General features: G+C 34.4%; 13 protein-coding genes. 1 reads left to right on the top strand and 12 read right to left on the bottom strand.

All coding sequences use genetic code 11. The features are described from left to right. Positions 1-186: 186 nt before the first annotated feature. The 11 genes from bshB1 to V7Z48_RS09550 form a co-directional block, all read right to left on the bottom strand. The gene (gene bshB1, locus V7Z48_RS09600) at positions 187-909 is read right to left on the bottom strand and encodes a bacillithiol biosynthesis deacetylase BshB1 (RefSeq protein ID WP_334113206.1); all 723 of its coding nucleotides are present in this window, start codon (positions 907-909) and stop codon (positions 187-189) included. After that, entirely contained in the window at positions 909-2,069 is a 1,161-nt protein-coding gene (locus tag V7Z48_RS09595) for a trans-sulfuration enzyme family protein (RefSeq protein WP_334113205.1), read from the bottom strand. Before V7Z48_RS09595 ends, bshB1 begins: the two co-directional genes overlap by 1 nt. A gap of 638 nt (positions 2,070-2,707) precedes the next feature. Continuing rightward, the gene (locus tag V7Z48_RS09590) at positions 2,708-2,896 is read right to left on the bottom strand and encodes a hypothetical protein (RefSeq protein ID WP_334113204.1); all 189 of its coding nucleotides are present in this window, start codon (positions 2,894-2,896) and stop codon (positions 2,708-2,710) included. 98 nt (positions 2,897-2,994) lie between these two features. Beyond that, a complete protein-coding gene (gene mscL, locus V7Z48_RS09585; RefSeq protein WP_334113203.1) occupies positions 2,995-3,447 on the bottom strand; it encodes a large conductance mechanosensitive channel protein MscL in 453 nt (150 codons plus the stop codon). Positions 3,448-3,543: 96 nt separating this feature from the next. Further along, positions 3,544-5,970 carry a TonB-dependent receptor domain-containing protein gene (locus tag V7Z48_RS09580; RefSeq protein WP_334113202.1) on the bottom strand — a complete coding sequence of 809 codons (2,427 nt, stop codon included), beginning with the start codon at positions 5,968-5,970 and terminating at the stop codon, positions 3,544-3,546. A gap of 120 nt (positions 5,971-6,090) precedes the next feature. Further along, positions 6,091-6,459 carry a hypothetical protein gene (locus tag V7Z48_RS09575; RefSeq protein ID WP_334113201.1) on the bottom strand — a complete coding sequence of 123 codons (369 nt, stop codon included), beginning with the start codon at positions 6,457-6,459 and terminating at the stop codon, positions 6,091-6,093. A 59-nt stretch (positions 6,460-6,518) separates the two neighbouring features. Then, the gene (gene arsC, locus V7Z48_RS09570; protein WP_334113200.1) at positions 6,519-6,860 is read right to left on the bottom strand and encodes an arsenate reductase (glutaredoxin); all 342 of its coding nucleotides are present in this window, start codon (positions 6,858-6,860) and stop codon (positions 6,519-6,521) included. Position 6,861: 1 nt separating this feature from the next. Further along, positions 6,862-7,972 (bottom strand): peptide chain release factor 2 gene (gene prfB / locus V7Z48_RS09565; protein ID WP_334113199.1). Its coding sequence is split into 2 segments (ribosomal slippage): positions 6,862-7,908 and positions 7,910-7,972, totalling 1,110 coding nucleotides; the frame shifts between segments, so codons are not numbered across the junction. 58 nt (positions 7,973-8,030) lie between these two features. Then, complete coding sequence (locus V7Z48_RS09560) at positions 8,031-8,882, bottom strand: transglutaminase-like domain-containing protein (protein ID WP_334113198.1); 852 nt, start codon at positions 8,880-8,882, stop codon at positions 8,031-8,033. Between the two features lie 51 nt (positions 8,883-8,933). Then, the gene (locus V7Z48_RS09555; RefSeq protein WP_334113197.1) at positions 8,934-9,878 is read right to left on the bottom strand and encodes an alpha-E domain-containing protein; all 945 of its coding nucleotides are present in this window, start codon (positions 9,876-9,878) and stop codon (positions 8,934-8,936) included. A gap of 6 nt (positions 9,879-9,884) precedes the next feature. Next, entirely contained in the window at positions 9,885-11,351 is a 1,467-nt protein-coding gene (locus V7Z48_RS09550; protein ID WP_334113196.1) for a circularly permuted type 2 ATP-grasp protein, read from the bottom strand. Positions 11,352-11,666: 315 nt separating this feature from the next. Between V7Z48_RS09550 and V7Z48_RS09545 the strand changes: the two genes are divergently transcribed. Then, a complete protein-coding gene (locus V7Z48_RS09545) occupies positions 11,667-12,686 on the top strand; it encodes a threonine aldolase family protein (RefSeq protein WP_334113195.1) in 1,020 nt (339 codons plus the stop codon). A gap of 46 nt (positions 12,687-12,732) precedes the next feature. Here the strand turns inward: V7Z48_RS09545 and V7Z48_RS09540 are convergent, their stop codons facing one another. After that, the gene (locus V7Z48_RS09540; protein ID WP_334113194.1) at positions 12,733-13,446 is read right to left on the bottom strand and encodes a hypothetical protein; all 714 of its coding nucleotides are present in this window, start codon (positions 13,444-13,446) and stop codon (positions 12,733-12,735) included. Positions 13,447-13,471 lie beyond the last annotated feature (25 nt).

Here is a 13,471-nt window from a genome sequence, read left to right as displayed (position 1 = left end):
CCGACGACCTCCTGAACCACAATCAGGCGCTCTAACCAACTGAGCTACAACCACCATTTTAAATTGGATTGCAAATGTAATTTATTTCCTATTTTCTGCAAAGTGTTTTTTGAAATTATTATATAAAATAGGTAACTTAAGATATATTAAATTTCATAAATAACTTTGCCTAAGCATTCTAATAGTTTAAATAATATCAAACAAACTATCAACGGCAGGATAACGTTCGGTGTTAAAACCTTCGGCGTGGTCCGTGCCAATTAGTCTACCCAAATTTCTAGCTCGGTATGTAATGCTTTCTGTAAAGTTTTTACTGCTAATGGGCGTTTCTGGTTCTTCACTTTTTGGATCGAAAAACTGTGTTTTATAACATAAAACAGCTTTCATTTTGGCGTCCATAAAACCTGTAACGTCAACCACCACATCGGGTTGTAAGTCTTTCCATTGGATATAGTGATAAACCGCTTTAGGTCGCCAAGGTTCTTGCCAATCATCAACATCTTCGTGTTTGGTATCAATCTTAATCAATCCGCTTAAAAAGCAAGCCTCACTCACCAATTTACTCGCCTTTGCATGGTCTATATGCCGATCGTCTATGGCATTACAGATGACGATTTCAGGACGGTATAGTCTTATCATTTTTATTATTTCAATCTGATGCCATTTGTCGTTAATGATAAAACCATCAGAAAACTCCATATTGGTTCTCACTAGGGCTCCAAGCGCATTTGAGGCATCTTCGGCTTCTTGATCACGGGTTTCGGCTGTTCCTCGGGTACCTAGTTCACCTCTGGTTAAATCGAGTATACCAACTTTTTTACCTTTTGAAATTTCTTTTGCTAGGGTCGCACCGCAGCCCAATTCAACATCGTCGGGATGTGCGCCGATTGCTAATATATCTAATTTCATCATTTTAATTTTATAGTATTTTCAATAGCTTGATCTATATCGTTTTGTAAATCAACACATTCTTCTATACCAACAGAAAATCTTATAAGTTGATCGCTAATGCCTACATTAAGACGTTCTTCAGCAGTTAATAAAGCATGTGAGGTTAAAAATGGCGAAATAACGGTACTTTCCACACCAGCTAAACTCATCGATGATTTTATGAGCATAAGTTGCTTTTGAAAGACCAAGGCGTCGATACCATCTTCAAGTTCAAAGGAAAGCATAGCTCCAAAGCCGTTCATTTGTTGTTTCGCAAGTTGGTGCTCCGGATGCGATTCTAATCCCGGATAGTAAACGTTTTTAACTTTAGGATGTGCCAAAAGCCATTTTGCCATTTCCATGGCATTAGCGGTCTGTGCTTTTACGCGTAACGCCAAGGTTTTCATACTACGTTCAAGTAACCAGACAGTCATATCGCTCAAGTTGCCGCCCAAGTTGATGCCAGTATGCCAGATTTTATCGATTATTTCTTTGGAAGCCGCAACTGCTCCTGCACTAATATCGGAATGTCCACCTAAATATTTGGTAGCTGAATGCATGACCATATCAATTCCAAAATCGATGGGATTTTGATTGATGGGTGACGCGAAAGTGTTATCTATAGCAGTTAAAATTCCTCGTGATTTCCCAAGTTTTGCAACCGCTGCAATGTCGGTAACCGTCATCAAAGGATTTGACGGTGTTTCAATAAGAATAAATTTGGTGTTTGGTTTGATGTCCTTTTCAAAATCTTCAACGTTGTAACCGTTAGTAAATGTGTATTCTATTCCGTATTTAGGCAATTCTTCTTTTATAAAGTTTACAGTTCCACCGTAAAGTGTATTTTGAACCAACACGTGATCACCTATTTTCAGAAATGCTAAAAACATAGTGCTGATGGCAGCCATACCTGAGCTAAAAATTATAGCTGATTCGGCATGCTCTAAAGCTGCAATTTTTTTGCATAAATGTTCTTGGTTTGGTGTGTTAAAATAACGCGGGTAGCGCTTAATATCAACATCTAAAAATTCGTACGAAGTACTGGTGTAAATTGGTGAGACTGCACCTTTAAATTGTGTGTCTTTTATTTCGCCAACATGTGTACAGATAGTGTTTAAACCTAATTGTTTTTGCGCCATTATGGGTATTTAATTTAAGTAGCAAGTTAATAATTTAAAAAGTAATTTAAGGCCGAAACCATGAATAAAAGCGACCATAAAAATGTTCTTAATTTATTTTTTTTCACGAGTTTGTTTACTGTGGTATTGTCATTCGTGTTCTTATCAATACTTTGATGCAGCGGTACGAACACAATAAAAGTTAGTAACCATAACAACGCAACAATCACCATTGAAAGAATTGTGAATAAATTAACTATTTGCCAAAGATGAACGCATGTAAGAACGAATTGTGCAAGCATTAAAGGTAGTACGATGAAGGTTATTTTTTTGGTATAAAGCCGATGCCATATTAACAGATTTTCCTCCGTGTAAAATTTAAAACTGGGATAGATAACCAACTGAACAGCCCAAATTAATACTACAAAACCGAAATCAATAAATAATTGCAGTAATATTATTTCCATGTATTAAAGTAGCAAGACGAATTAATTTAAAAGACAATAATTGTCAAATCTAAAAAACAATAAAATACTTTAATCGAGCCGTACAGTTTTAAAAACTATTCTTTTTTATCAATATTGTTGTAAGCTCTAATAATTACAACTGCCCAGATAGCAACCAATCCAGAAACAATGATTGAAAACCAGAAAACTATTTCATTTGCTTCCATGGTTGATCAATTTTAGAAATATCATGACACCAAGTAAGGTTGGCGCCCAAAGACCTATGAAAATCCCATGAATTTCATCACCCGATAAAAATAAATATTCGGCAACCCCTATAATAACGACGCAGAGCAACAACATTAAAAAATTGGCAATACCTAATTTTTTGAGGTAATTCATAATGACTTTCTTAAGAGGCTGAAAGATATGAAAAAAAAATATGTTAATTTAATTTGAATGGGTTAATTGTAGGAATTAACTCGGTTACTCAAATAACACTACCCAGATTTCTGCTGGGTTTTTAAAAACCCGTTTTGCTCTTCCATTAAATCGCTAATTCTGCTTAAAATTTCGATGTCTTTAGGCGTTTCAACAGTTTTATCTTTTACATCTTGTGCCTTGCGTTTAAATTTATTCATACCTTTAACAACAAGAAAAACAGTTATTCCGACGATTAAAAAGTCTATGATGGTTTCAATAAATAATCCGTAACCTATTGCTACTTCTTTAACCATTTCTTTGCCAGCATCATTTAAAACAGTTTCTTTTAAAATGTATTTTTTTTCACTATAATTTATTCCATTGGTTAACATGGAAAGTGGTGGCATCATGATTTGTTTTACCAATACATCAATTACTTTATTAAACGATGCCCCAATAATTACCCCTATAGCAATGTCTAACATGTTGCCTTTTACAGCAAATTCCTTAAATTCACGAATTATTTTCATTTTCTGCTTTGTTTTAAATATTTATAAAACAAAAATCATAAAAAAAGAAATAATATACCGGTGCGATTTTAAATCTTTTACTTGGTGAAAAATAAATTATCCTTCAAAATCAAAGTCGTCTCCACCATTAAGGCCGCCACCGTTGCGTTCTCGTCGATCGCGCTCTCTTTGCTGATTAAATCTGTAAGTAAACGATAAATTAACAAACCGTACGCGCCATTGGAATTCACTTACCGAATTGAATGTTGGGGTAGTAGTTTCGGTAATTCTTTTTCTGGAATTAAATAAGTCGCTAACGTTTAAAGCAATAGATGCATTTCGATTGAAAATGTCCTTACTAAAAGCCAAATCTGTTGTAAAAATTCCTCTATTTATGTTTTGAGCATCTTCGGAAGGACCACGGTAATTTAATCTTGTTTGCCAATCGATATCACCAGGAAGTGTGATTTTATTGTTCAATCGTATAAACCAACTGAGGTTTTCTGCATCGAAATTGGTACCTAAATAATCACCTTTTGTAATGGATTGAAATAGATTAAAATTTCCATTCATATTCCATTTTTTAGTTGGTCTGTAAGTTAATGTGAACTCAAAGCCAAAGCGTTCATTGGTGGCAAGATTGACTGGCGTACGTCTAATTACTGGAACTTCAGTGCTGCCTACAATAGCAGTCTCGCCTGTTTCTTCAGTAATAAAAACGAAGACGTCAGTTGCGTTTTGGAAATATAAAGAAGTATTTAAATCGAGTTTACCAAACTTTTTAAAATATCCCACATCATAAGTAGTAGAAAAACTTGGGTCTAAATCAGGATTCCCTTGAAATAAATTGGTGGCTGAACTCCTAGATGGAAAGGGATTGATAAATCTTGAACGTGGTCTTCTTATACGTCTATTTATACCAATGGTAATGTTTTCATCTTCTGATAATTCATAGGCTAAATTAAGTGTAGGAAATAAGTTGGCATAGGTTTTTCTTTCGAAATCGTTAGTGGTAACTTGGTCAATAGTAATGCGTGATTCCTCTAGTCTCAAGCCAAAAAGAAATGAGAATTTCTCACCAATTTTACTTCCAAATTGAGAATAAAACGCATTTACATATTCACGGTAAATTAAATTATTACTAAGATTGGTATCTAAATCAAAGTTGCCTTCCCCATCGTTAAATGCTACTGCATAATCGGTATCCAAGGTAATAAATCGACCTTGGTAACCAACTTCAAATTGGCTTACTTCACCAATTGGCATCACGTAATCGCCTTGTAGAAAAACTCTATTTTCCATTTCATCGGTTACAACATCCTCTACGTCAATATCGTCTTGCTCTATAAGAGATGCTTCAACTTCGTTAGTAGTTTCGTACTGAAAATTTAAGGTTAATCTGTGTTCTGAATCACCATTAAACTGTTTGTCGTAATTTAATGTGTATTGTATTGTTTTATCATCTTCAAACTCGGGGTCAAAACGTCGTGTGGTGTTTATTAGCGAGTTATTAGAATCGAATTCTCTTAAAATATTGGTTGTTTCTCTAGAATCATCACTATCTCTTATTTGAACAGAAGCAATTATAGAAGAGGATTCGTTCACATACCACTCCACGCCAACACTCGAATTTAATCCACTATTGAAACGTTCAAAGTCTCTCGTTTCTGAAAGAGAATTATTAGTATTTAAAAAGTTTGTATTAGAAAAGGCATTTCCTGGACCTTCGCGGTAATTGTAACCGGTGGTTGTAAAGAAATTGAAATCACCTGTTCTGTAATTTAAATTCGCCGATAAACCAGCTTGAAACGGATCTCCAACGTTAACAGTTACTGCACCATTAATACCTTGCAGCTTGCTTCGTTTCAAAATAATATTGATAATACCTGCGGTTCCTTCGGCATCGTACCGTGCAGAAGGTGATGTTATTACTTCAACACGTTCAATAGATTCGGCTGGTAATTGTCGTAATGCTTCTGTTGAGTTTAATCCTACTAATCCAGAAGGTTTCCCGTTAATTAAAATCCTAACGTCATCATTGCCTCTTAAGGCAACATTGCCTTCCACATCTACCGAAACCGACGGTACATTGTCTAAAACATCACTAACGGTTCCACCTCTAACGGTTAAATCGGAACCGACGTTATACACCTTTTTGTCAAGTTTAATTTCGACGGTTGTTCTTTCGGCAATGATTTCGACTTGGTCTAGTGCTTGTGCATCAAGAGCAAGTGAAACGGTGCCTAAATTCATTTCGTTACTGATAGATTTATTATTGTAGGTCTTTGTAGTGTATGAAATATATTCAACTTTTATATTATACGTATCTATAGGCACCATAACCTCGAAAACACCATCCATATTGGTAATACCTCCAGTTATAATTTTATTTTCCTTAATACTGAAAAAAGAAATAGTAGCATATTCTAATGGATAGTTTGTTCCTTCTTCTAAAACTTTTCCGGATATTTTAACTTCTTTTTGAGCTGAAACTAATAAGGTGGAGAAACAAAATAAAAATAAAAAAAAAACAGATTTTTTCATGTAGTGCGTTATGTATACGCAAAAGTAAACCTACCAAAGTTGATGGTGGTTAATCTTATGTTAAAGGGCTATAGTTTTTAACAATTCACGATAACCGAAGCCTATACTGTTAATAGGAAGTTAATTTTTTTTCTTATTTTTTCGTTTTTCCCTCAGTACATCTTTTTCATTAAAATCGCCTTGAGCCATTTCTATAATTTTAGTCATTGTAGTTTTAGTTACCATTTCTTCAATATCTTTGAAATGCGAATTTTCAAGACTTGTAATGGCTTCTTGAAATTCAATACTCCGTTTGTAAGGTCTTTTTAAAATATTTATTTTTTCATCAAAAAAAGAATTCAATTTTTGCCTTATAATTTCTTTTTGAAATTCGTCTACTTCAAGCGTGTATAAAAAATTGTTGATGTAATCTTGCTTGCGCTCCTCCATTTTTTGTTCCATACGCACTTTTTGAGATTCATTGGGAGGCACATTTTGGGAATAAATCATGTTATGGCAAGAAACAAGTATAACTACTAAAAGGTTTAAATATTTAATCATCATATTTTTTAAAACAAAGTTAATATTTTTTCGGCAGGCCGCCCTACAATGGCTTTTTCTCCTTTAATTATTATTGGTCGTTCTATTAATTTTGGGTGTTTCATCATAGCGAGTAGAATATCATTATCTGATAAAGTTTTTCCTTTGTACTCAGTCTTCCAAATAGCTTCTTGTGTTCTTACCAATTCTATTGGTTTTACACCTAGTTTTTCAATAATTTTCGCCAATTCTATTTTACTTGGTATGTTTTCTAAGTAAAGTACCACGTTGTGTGCCAAATTTCGAGATTCTAATAATTGTAATGCTTCTCTGCTTTTTCTGCATCTCGGATTGTGATAAATTTCAATCATGTTATAGGGTTTTTGTATCGTCGGTTTTTTGTCCCATCATCATTAGATAGGCTTTTAAGAAGGGCTCTAAATCACCATTTAAAACAGCGTCAACATTGCCAGTTTCGTGCGCCGTTCTTACATCTTTTATTAATTTGTATGGATGTAGCACATAATTCCTAATTTGACTACCCCATTCAATTTTCATTTTTTCTGCTTCAATATCTTCGCGTTGCGCCATTTGCTTTTGAAGCTCTATTTCGTACAATTGAGATTTCAGCATCTGCATCGCCCGATTACGATTATCGTGTTGTGAACGAGTTTCGGAACAAGAAATTTGAATACCAGTAGGCTTATGCGTTAGTTGAACTTTTGTTTCAACTTTATTCACATTTTGGCCACCGGCGCCACTACTTCTGGCAGTTATGATTTCGATATCGGCAGGATTGACTTCAATTTCGATCGTATCATCAACTAAGGGATAGACGTAAACCGAGGCAAAACTGGTATGGCGTTTGGCATTACTGTCGAATGGCGAAATTCTCACTAATCGATGTACGCCGTTTTCGCCTTTTAACCAACCAAAAGCAAAATCACCTTCAATTTCTAAAGTAACCGTTTTGATACCCGCGACATCACCTTCTTGAAAGTTTAGTTCTTTTACTTTATAGCCATTTTTTTCAGCGTACATTAAATACATGCGCATGAGCATACTTGCCCAATCACAAGACTCAGTACCACCAGCACCTGCGGTAATTTGCAAAACGGCACTTAGTTTATCACCTTCTTTTGAAAGCATATTTTTAAACTCTAATTTTTCAATGGTGTTTGTAGTAGTTTCAAATTGGTTTTCAACATCTTCGGCTGCAAATTCTCCTTCTTTGTAAAACTCATAAGCAATTTCTAGCTCTTCAAAAAGATTTACAGATTTATGGTAATCTTCAATCCACTTTTTCTTCTCACGCAAAGACTGCATTACCAACTCCGCTTTTTTAGAGTCGTTCCAGAAATTTGGGTCGAAAGTTTGTTCTTCTTCGTTTGCTATTTCAACCAGTTTGGCATCTACGTCAAAGATAGTGTCTAAGTGCGTCTAGACGGGAATTAAGATCTTTTAATTGATCGGAAGTTATCATATAATAATTTTTATGCAAAAGTAAGACTCTTTTTGAATTAGCAGAATTTGCTGCAAATTTATTGTTGGTAAGAAACCTCTACAGAATATTTTGTTTCGTTTTTACCCGAAGAATAAATAACGCCTTTAATGGGTGGACAGTCGTTATAATCTCTACCATGACTCACTTTAATGTGGTTATGATTGGCTAACAAATTATTGGTTGGATCAAAACCAATCCAACCTAAATTTGGCACATAAGCTTCAACCCATGCATGCATTTGTGAATCACCAAAAAAGCCATCCCCTTGATGTAAATATCCTGATACATAGCGAGCAGGAATATTATTTTTTCTGGCTATAGCGATAAATAAGTGTGAAAAATCTTGACATACACCATTACGCTTGTCAATAATTTCATCTAGCGTTGTATTAACGTCAGTGACACCAACTTTAAAAAATAAATGGAGGTATGCCCAATTATTTAAAGCAATAAGGTTATCGACAAGAGACAAACTTTTATCGAATTTATAAATCGTTTCATTTTTTGCAGATAACTGCGTGAGTTTGGTAGGTGTCAGAAATGATTCATTATCAATTTTAAAATCTAACTTTTCTATGATCTCGTATGAGTCGTTGTCATTTTGGGAGGTTGCAAATTCAAAAGGATTAATTTCAACTTTTACAAGCTTAAATTCTGCTTCAAAATTAATAGTGTCAAACGGTTTTTTACAGTGGATTCTATACGATTGAAAGTTATATCCATTGATTGAGTCTTCAATTTTGGAATCGACCGAGCTTTTAAATTGACTAGAGAGTAAAGTTTGAGTGCTATTGTTTTCGGGAGAAATCATAAACTGCCAGTGGGCTTCGAAAACTTGGTTTTCGTAGGTGTTTTCAGACTTGTATTTTATGGTGTAGTCGTAGGTCATGAATCAAATAAATGAGATCGCAAACTTAAAACATATAAAAGTTTAAATCTATTAATAATAGAAATATTCTTTTTCAAGTTTTTCGCCAATTTCAACTAAGGAATCGAGTGTTGTTTGAATAAAACCCCCGACATTTTTTTGTATTTCTTCGGCTGTTTTAAATTTATAGTTGCAGCACATTTTTCCTATTAAAAAAGAAACAGAAGTTTTGTCTCTCATTTTTTTATTGTCTATGGTACTGATGTGTTTTTCAATTTGATTAAGGCTATTCATCACAGATCTCGGACATTCTGGGTTGAGAATCAGAAATTCTAAGGTTGTAATTTGTTCTGGTACTTTCTTATAAAAACGCCGATTCATGTCATAGGATTCACAACATTTAAGTAGTGTGGTCCATTCATAGCTATTTTGAATTGGTTTTGAATAACTTCCAAGGGCTTTTTCAGCATCTTCAAATTTTGTTTTAATGATACGTGTAACTTGTGTAGCACGTTCAATATTAATTCCTAGCATAATTAAGGCATAGATTTCATCGTGCAATAAGGTACCTCTTATTTTACCTCTAAGGATTGCCGTATGTTCAGCAACATGGGTTGTGAAATCATGAAGCCCACTTTTTACGAATGTAACCTTAGGGAAATTCATAACAAAATGATAGAACTTATTGATGGATTCATAAAATTCGCTTGAGATGCAATCTCTTGAGCTGTTGGCGTTTTCACGCGCATACTTTACACAATTTAATATAGAATATCCTTTGTCGGGATTTAAGCCTACATTATATAAAACCTCTTCTTCGTTAAGACGAGCAGCGTTGTCATCATCGTCTCCTACTAAGGAAAGAATAGATTGTAAAACAAATTGTCTGGATTGTGATAACTTATTGGGTGCATCTAATGACGTGAAATAATTAACGTTCATGAATCGAGCAGTGTGTTCTGCGCGTTCAATGTAGCGTCCCATCCAAAATAGGTTGTCTGCAACTCTTGCTAGCATATTACTTTATTTTTTTAGAACCCAAGTATCTTTTGAGCCTCCTCCTTGAGAAGAATTAACAATTAAATTTCCTTTACTAAGTGCCACTCTGGTTAAACCACCTTTAAGCACAAAGGCTTTATCTTGACCTAGAAGGGTGTAGGTTCTTAAATCTACATGACGTTGTTCAAAAGACTGGCTGTCTTCAATATAAGTGGCATGAACAGATAACGACATAATAGGTTGTGCAATATATTTTCGTGGATGTTTTTTAATGACTTTTTTTACATTTTCAATTTCAGTTTTGGTGAGTTTATTACCAATTGATATACCATAACCACCAGCTTCATCTACCGGCTTGATTACTAGTTTGTCGATATTTTCGAGCACAAATTTTAAATCGTCTTCTCGGCTACAATGGTAGGTAAGAACATTATTTAAAATAGGTTTTTCGTTTAAGTAGAATTTTATAATTTCTGGCATATAGGTGTACACAGCTTTGTCGTCCGCTACGCCAGTACCGGGTGCATTAACAATGCTCACATTTCCTTGTTTATACGAGGCGAGTAGTCCCGGAACGCCAAGACTTGAGTCTTGTCTGAATTCTAGTGGATCTATAAATGTATCATCAATTCGTCTATATACAACGTCTACTTTAACTGGACCGTTAATCGTTTTCATATAAACAAATCCTTTGTCCACAAAAAGATCTCTACCTTCAACCAATTCAACACCAATCGTTTTAGCAAGATACGAATGCTCATAGTAAGCAGAATTGTAAACACCAGGCGTGATTAAAACACAATTTGGATTGTCGACTCCCTTAGGTTTAACGGATCGCATAATTTCTAATAAATTCTCGGCATAATCTGTGACATTGTGTATTTGATAATGATTAAATACACCAAATAAAGCTCTTTTTAAGGCATTTCTATTACACATTACGTAGCTTACGCCAGACGGACATCTTATATTATCTTCTAACACATAATATTGACCATCGGCATGTTTTATTAAATCTGTTCCTGAGATATGGTTGTAAATTCCGCCAGGTGGATCTAAATCGACCATTTGCCGTAAATAATTTTCAGATGAACTTATTAAATCCATCGGTACGATGCCAGCCTTAATAATATTTTTTTCGTGATATAAATCCCATAAAAAAGCATTAAGTGCTTTGCTTCTTTGTAAAACGCCTTTTTCAATAGTCTTCCATTCTTTACCTTCTATGATTCTCGGAAATAAATCAAACGGAAATATTTTTTCCTGTGCTTTAGAATCGCTGTAAACCTGAAAGGTGATACCTTGGTTAAAAAATGAAGATTTTGCTTTTTCATTTAGATGGGCAAAGTCTGAAATTGAGTGATCACTGTAAAGCTCAAATATTTTCTTATAAGTTGGTCTTACCTTATGATTAGCATCGAATATCTCATCAAACAAATTTTCGTTTCTCTCATAAGAAGAAAATAATGCATTTGATTCTTCTTTTTCCATATAGTTAGTTTTTACCCAAAATACTAATAAGTATTGAGTCATTCAATAAATAATATGCAATAATTTTAAACAAACACTGAGAATTATGAAATAATTTCATTTTCATTTTCACAATTTTATAATATCGTTGTTTTTTTAATAAATACAAAGGGAGTCATAAGCAGCAAGGTTAATAAAGTTGGATTAATAACGCTGAGATTTGCTTAATTTTACAGTCGTGTTGTGAGAATAATATTTAGTGTTAACAACCCAAAAACATGAACTATTTTTCTGAAGAGACATAAGAATGAAAACAACAGAAATTCAAATTAAAATATGATTATAGATTTAAGAAGTGACACGGTTACAAAACCAACAAAAGGCATGTTAGAGGCTATGTTCTCGGCCGAAGTTGGTGACGATGTTTATAAAGAAGATCCAACCGTAAATGAACTTGAGGCACGACTCGCGACAATGTTTGGAAAACCGAAAGCATTGTTTTTTCCAACGGGCAGCATGGCAAATCAAACTGCTATTAAATTGCATACCAACCCAGGTGACCAGGTTATTTGTGATAAATATGCACATATTTACAATTATGAAGGTGGTGGTGCATCGTTCAATAGTGGCGTATCTTGTAAATTGGTTGATGGGCATCGCGGTATGTTTACAGCAAGCCAAGTGGAAGAATCTATAAATCCACCCGATTTTTATCACAGTCCGTTAACTAAATTGGTAGAAGTTGAAAATACTACCAATAAAGGTGGTGGTGCCTGCTGGGATTTTGAAGAACTTATAAAAATCAAAGATGTTTGTACCAATCATAACTTGGGTTACCATTTAGACGGTGCCCGATTATGGAATGCTTTAATAGCCAAAAACGAAACACCAAAGCAGTACGGTGAGTTGTTTCAAACTATTTCGGTTTGTTTAAGTAAGGGATTAGGCTGTCCTGTTGGTTCCGTATTAATTGGTGATGAAGCTATCATGCAGAATGCCATCAGAATTCGAAAAATATTAGGCGGTGGCATGCGTCAAATCGGTTATTTAGCGGCTGCTGGATTATATGCTTTGGATCATCATTTTGATCGTTTAAGAGAAGACCACGAAAAAGCTAGGCAGATAGGCGAGGTGTTGCAACAACAATCTTGGATTAAAAAAGTAGAACCCATTGAAACCAATATTATTATTTTTGAATTGAATAAGGACGTGAACGAATCCGAATTTCTGAAGAAATTAAATCAAAAAGGTATTCACATTATAGGAATGGGAAGTAATAAATTAAGAATGGTGACCCATTTGGATTATACCAACGCTATGCACGAAAAATTGATGGGTAGTCTTAACAATTTGTAGTTTGGAACAGAAAATTTTTAACTAAAGTTGATAAAGTCGTTATAAATCATCGACATTCAAAACCATCTAATTCAATACCCAGGATTAACATTTTATGAAAAGTTGGAAGTTGGAGACCAGTTTCGCAAGTGGTCCAGTCATTCCAACTGGCTTCTAATCCACCAATTGGTAAAATAGAAACCCACATTTGAAAATGCGTCGGTTTTCCTGTTGTATCTAAGTGCCACAAATACGAGTCTCCTGGCGTGCTTCCTCCCGAAGTATATGTAACTAATAATGCATTGTTGTTATCTTCTGTTTTAACCAAACGACGTTCAACACCCTTGTCGAATACTTTGTAAGGCGCCACCAGCCAAAAGGAATCGTTGTTAAAGTAATCTTTAGCTTTGCTAATTAGTTTTTGTTTGTCTTCGCCGTTATAAATATTGTCTTCGATGTAAACATCTGAGGACTCAATATTGTTTAGGTTCAGTATTACTTTTACATGTTTCCATCTTATCTCGCAAATATTTTCTGCTTTATTCCACTTGTAATGATGCCTATTTTTAAAACTCCAGGCAAGGTAATTGGTGTTTTGAAAAGCTTGGTAATCCAAAGCTTCAAGCATAGTAATTGCGAGTTCATCAGCGGCTTTACCTTGTGAACCATCGGGTAATGGCTCGTTGTATCTTAGATATAAAAATGCAAAAAGTAATAAGGTTGGCAAAGTGAAAAACACAACAATGCCAACAATAATTTTAAATATTTTTTTAATCTTCATAGATTGATCATAAAAAATTACCACA

The sequence above is a fragment of the Paucihalobacter sp. genome, from assembly GCF_036825875.1.
Classification (GTDB): domain Bacteria; phylum Bacteroidota; class Bacteroidia; order Flavobacteriales; family Flavobacteriaceae; genus Paucihalobacter.
Note: the sequence above shows the minus strand (reverse complement) of the source record. Positions and strands in the feature narration are given on the sequence as shown.

What these genes read in the sequence shown, in the direction of transcription:
- V7Z48_RS09580 (WP_334113202.1), bottom strand. Translation starts at nt 5,970, where the DNA reads ATGAAAAAATCTGTTTTTTTTTTATTTTTATTTTGTTTCTCCACCTTA.
- mscL (WP_334113203.1), bottom strand. Translation starts at nt 3,447, where the DNA reads ATGAAAATAATTCGTGAATTTAAGGAATTTGCTGTAAAAGGCAACATG.
- V7Z48_RS09550 (WP_334113196.1), bottom strand. Translation starts at nt 11,351, where the DNA reads ATGGAAAAAGAAGAATCAAATGCATTATTTTCTTCTTATGAGAGAAAC.
- V7Z48_RS09560 (WP_334113198.1), bottom strand. Translation starts at nt 8,882, where the DNA reads ATGACCTACGACTACACCATAAAATACAAGTCTGAAAACACCTACGAA.
- V7Z48_RS09575 (WP_334113201.1), bottom strand. Translation starts at nt 6,459, where the DNA reads ATGATTTATTCCCAAAATGTGCCTCCCAATGAATCTCAAAAAGTGCGT.
- bshB1 (WP_334113206.1), bottom strand. Translation starts at nt 909, where the DNA reads ATGAAATTAGATATATTAGCAATCGGCGCACATCCCGACGATGTTGAA.
- V7Z48_RS09595 (WP_334113205.1), bottom strand. Translation starts at nt 2,069, where the DNA reads ATGGCGCAAAAACAATTAGGTTTAAACACTATCTGTACACATGTTGGC.
- arsC (WP_334113200.1), bottom strand. Translation starts at nt 6,860, where the DNA reads ATGATTGAAATTTATCACAATCCGAGATGCAGAAAAAGCAGAGAAGCA.
- V7Z48_RS09540 (WP_334113194.1), bottom strand. Translation starts at nt 13,446, where the DNA reads ATGAAGATTAAAAAAATATTTAAAATTATTGTTGGCATTGTTGTGTTT.
- V7Z48_RS09590 (WP_334113204.1), bottom strand. Translation starts at nt 2,896, where the DNA reads ATGAATTACCTCAAAAAATTAGGTATTGCCAATTTTTTAATGTTGTTG.
- V7Z48_RS09545 (WP_334113195.1), top strand. Translation starts at nt 11,667, where the DNA reads ATGATTATAGATTTAAGAAGTGACACGGTTACAAAACCAACAAAAGGC.
- V7Z48_RS09555 (WP_334113197.1), bottom strand. Translation starts at nt 9,878, where the DNA reads ATGCTAGCAAGAGTTGCAGACAACCTATTTTGGATGGGACGCTACATT.